Annotated in this window: 2 protein-coding genes and 1 pseudogene; 1 reads left to right on the top strand and 2 read right to left on the bottom strand. The window is 59.7% G+C overall.

Going from position 1 to position 4,137, the window contains the following annotated elements:
• Positions 1–1,215 (bottom strand): hypothetical protein (locus tag ABX749_RS24375; RefSeq protein ID WP_372898284.1); only part of this gene is annotated, 1,215 nt, incomplete at its 3' end.
• A 935-nt stretch (positions 1,216–2,150) separates the two neighbouring features.
• Between ABX749_RS24375 and ABX749_RS24380 the strand changes: the two genes are divergently transcribed.
• On the top strand, positions 2,151–3,794 hold the full coding sequence (locus ABX749_RS24380) for a S41 family peptidase (RefSeq protein WP_372898285.1): 1,644 nt from the start codon (positions 2,151–2,153) through the stop codon (positions 3,792–3,794).
• A gap of 144 nt (positions 3,795–3,938) precedes the next feature.
• Here the strand turns inward: ABX749_RS24380 and ABX749_RS24385 are convergent.
• Positions 3,939–4,137 (bottom strand): annotated as a pseudogene (locus tag ABX749_RS24385) (polyprenol monophosphomannose synthase); the annotation flags it as partial.

A 4,137-nucleotide genomic window follows, 5' to 3' on the forward strand; every position in this document is an offset into this window, starting at 1 on the left:
GACCACTTCCTCTTGCAACCGCTCGGCGTCCGCGGGTGCTTCCTCCGCGGCATCGGCGACGAGCGTTTCCACTTCCACCGTGGGCTCGGGCTGCTCAACTTCGGCGACCACTTTCTCTTGCATCGGCTCGGCGTCCGCGGGTGCTTCCTCCGCGGCATCGGCGACGAGCGTTTCCACTTCCACCGTGGGCTCGGGCTGCTCAACTACGGCGACCGCGTCTTCTTCGGCTGCCAGTGCGACGGGCTCGGTCGAGGAGATCGTCTTTTGTGCCAGCGGACTCCAACCAGGCTTTCGCATCAGATCCAGTGAGTGGATGCAGAAGGGTTGCAGCGAGGGCGAGTACAGCCCATCGGTCCAAACGATTTGGCGATCTTGCGGCTTGTCCGCCGCCGGCGTGTCCTCGGAATCGTTGGCATCGACGTCGCTGGATTGCGATGCTGCGGCTAGATCTTCGGCGGCCAAGTCATACGGCTGATACGCTTCTTCGATGGTCGCAATGACGGGGGAGCTTCCGATCAAGGGCCGGGCGACGGTCACCGACTGGGCGGGTTCACTGTCCTGCACCGCAACCGACTCATTCGCCGGGCCGGCGACCTCGCCATCGAAATCGACGACGGGGATGAACCCGTTGAAGTCTCCGTTACCGAGGCCCGCAACGAAAGCTTTCCCGTTGTCAAACCATGCTTGAAAGGCTTGGATTTCTTGCGGTGTATGACTGCCATCGGGACCGATCATGGCGAACGGTTCGGTCCACTGGCTGAGCGGGATGGGGTTTCCCGCCGACGCCGCTGCCGCGATCGTCGCGAGCGTCGAATTGAACTGGCTGGATGTCCGCGAGGCGTTGGATTTGGCGAGATCGGACGTTTCGGGTTCGATGTTTTTCGGAGCGTCGGACGGCTTGCTTTCAGCCGGCGGTAGGATGCCTGCCAGCCAGGTGTCAAAGTTGCACGTGTCGATCGTCAATTGGTCTTCCGCGGAGACCGTCAAGAATTGGGGTGTGGGTGCCTGGGAGGCGACCTTGCCCATCGCAACCGATTCTTGGCTGAAGGAGCTTTGCGAGAGGTCTTCGACCCAGCCTCGCAAGTCGCTGCTGTCGTGGGTGTCCTCGGCGACCGAGGTCCGAGAGGTTTCGAGAAAGCCTGCGGTGGTGGCTGTGACTAAACAGAGCAGCGCATATCGGCGAAGCCGTTTTCGTAGCGATCGAGAGATTGTCATCGTGACTTGCTCCTTCCATAAGAAGGACTCCATCCGTACTGGATTGGGAATTCCAATGGCGAACCGCGGGGGAACGTTCAAGTGTGGGGGCATGCACTAGTCGCGTCTGGAAGAGACGCGTTCCATCCCTACTGCATTGCCATCCTTCGGGTGAAGGATACTGACCGAATCGCGATCGCGTTTAACTGGGAGTCCTTTCCTGAATGAAACGGGGTGTGGTTGGGCGGGAAGTGGTTCGCGGTGAACCGTGTTCATGAGGCCTGCCGAAGCAGGAGTCGTCCGAGTCAGCGACGGGGAAGCATTGCCGCTTGGCGACATAAGCCACTATCGGGAACTTTGCGTTCTGGGTCCCCTGTTGTGACTGGTAAAAGATTGAGATTCACGTGACCGCATCCGGTTGTGCCGGTGGAACGCGATGGACGGAAAACGAGGGGGAGGCGTCTTAGGTTTCAGGTTTCAGGTTTCAGGTTTTTGACTTCGAAGGGGACAGTGCGTATCGTTGACTTGCCGCCTTGAAGTGCGGCTAAAGGAATCTGAGGCCATGGCAGCGACTGAGTTGCTTTCTGCGTAGGGAACGCACGATGGGCCGCGACAAAATCGAGATCAATCGGATGATTTCTTTTCGTCGCAACTTGACCGACCGGCTTAAACCGAACGCTTCGTGTTAATGCGTAGCGATCGCAACGCCTGACCCGGTTACCCATCAGACGGTTTTTTGACCGGGCATCTTTTGTGTCCTATATTCGCGTGGCCGCCCGCTGTGGGTGTCTGACGCGGCCGTTTGACAGATCGCCCCCTCCCGGCGTCCCTGTCGTCCTTCCCTCCCCTCCTGAAGACACCCCATGGGCCGAATCGGTATGCCAATCAATGCACGGGTTTTTCAGTCGCGACCGGTCTGTCGACCATCAAGCACAGCCGGCAAGTGGACATCGTCGATGACACTGCTCTGCCTGGTTGCCCTGATGTTCCAAGGCGGGCTGACGGCGACGGCACAGCAGCCATTGGCCGCCGAGCCTGCGGCCGAAGCCATCGAGCAAGATGGTCTCAGTCGAACGATCGCCCGCGGCGCGTCGTTGGAGCGGGAACGACGATGGATTGAAGCGGTCCGCCACTACGAGCAGGCGTCGCGTGAGTTCCCCGATTCGCGGCATCTCTATCAACGGTTGGTGATCAGCCGATTGCACTACGACGTCAATCGCCGCTATGCGGACAAGAGTTTCGTCGCTTCGGCCCATTCGATGAGTGTCTCGCAAGCCTTGGATCTGTATTCCGAAGTCTTGGCGAACTTGGACACGCACTACGTTGAATCGGTCGATTGGTCGCGGATCCTGTTGCATGGAACCGCGGCTCTGGAGATCGCGTTGACCGAAGACCGATTTGTTCAAGACGCCCTGCCGGGCAAAGACCTGGGCATGCTGCATGAGTTTCAGCAAACGATCCATCGCCGGATCGCCGATCGGCCGTCGGCAAACCGATTCGATCTGCGAGCGACCGTGGCGTATGTGGCGGAACTCGCCCGCCAGGACATCGGGATCAACCCGACGACCGTCGTGCTGGAATACGTCAGCGGTGCCATCTCGACGCTGGACCCTTACACACGGTTGCTGTCCGGCGACCAGTTGGACGACATGTTCTCCAACATCGAAGGCAACTTTGTCGGGTTGGGCATCGAGCTGGAAACGGATGAAAACTCGCTAAAAATCCTGTCGGTGATTCCAGGCGGCCCGGCCGAAGAAGCGGGGCTGCAACCGGGCGAGCGGATCGTTCGGGTCGAACAAGCTGAAACGCATCTTTCGGATCCCGAGATCGCCGCCGACCTGCTGCGAGGTCCGGAACACACGTACGTTTCGATCACGTTGCAAAATCAGCAAGGCGAACGCCGCGATCTGAGAATCCAACGTCGTCGCGTCGAAGTCCCCTGTGTGGAAAATGTCCACATCGTCGACCCCGCCACCCGGATCGGCTATCTGCGTCTGACCAATTTCCAAAAGACGACCACACGAGACATCGAACGTGCGCTTTGGAGTTTGCATCGCCAAGGCATGCGAGCGTTGGTGCTGGACGTCCGCGGCAACCCCGGCGGTCTGCTGTCGGCCGCGGTCGAAGTCGCCGATCGATTCCTGAGCAACGGACGCATCGTGACCACCCGCGGACGCAACTCACGCGAAAACTTTGACTACGTCGCACACCGGCCCAACACCTGGGATGTTCCCCTGGCCGTCTTGATCGATTCCGACAGTGCCAGCGCCAGCGAGATTTTTGCCGGAGCGATCTCGGACAGCCGACGCGGGATCCTGATCGGCGAGCGGAGCTACGGCAAGGGCAGCGTCCAAGGCATCTTCAGAATGCAAACCGCGAAATTCGGACTGTGCCTGACGACCGCAAAGTTCTATTCGCCCAAGGGGACCGCGATCAGCCAAAACGGTGTGACGCCCGATGTGAAGGTCGAGTCTCCGTACATCGCGGCACGCCCCAACGATCGCGGGCAAGTGACGCTGGACCACGAAGACCTGGTGCTTCAAGAAGCCATCGAAAAGCTGTCCTCGGGCAACAACCTGATCAGCCAGCGGACGCCCTAAACGCCAAGTGGGGTAAGCTTCCAGCTTGCCATCCACTGTACGGACTGGTGACGGTACGGCCTGGTGACGGTACGGCCCGGTGACGGTACGGCCTGGTGACGGAGTCGATGTACCCGAATCAACGGGATCAAGTCCAAGCTCACTTCACCGCAGCGTCATGGCCAATCGCAACATGAAGCGGACCGAGCGGACGGCTTCGGCGAAGGTCAATTTGCAGTGTCCGAGTTCTCGCTCGGTGAACGTGATCGGGACTTCCGACAACTTGCGTCCGTCGCGGTGCAAATTGACCAGCAACTCTTCAAGCACGGCATAACCGGTGCACTGCAGCGAATCCAAGTCCATC

The sequence above is a fragment of the Stieleria sp. genome (assembly GCF_041595215.1).
GTDB lineage: Bacteria > Planctomycetota > Planctomycetia > Pirellulales > Pirellulaceae > Stieleria > Stieleria magnilauensis.

Coding starts and splice junctions, on each gene's coding strand:
- ABX749_RS24380 (WP_372898285.1), top strand. CDS start 2,151: ATGACACTGCTCTGCCTGGTTGCCCTGATGTTCCAAGGCGGGCTGACG.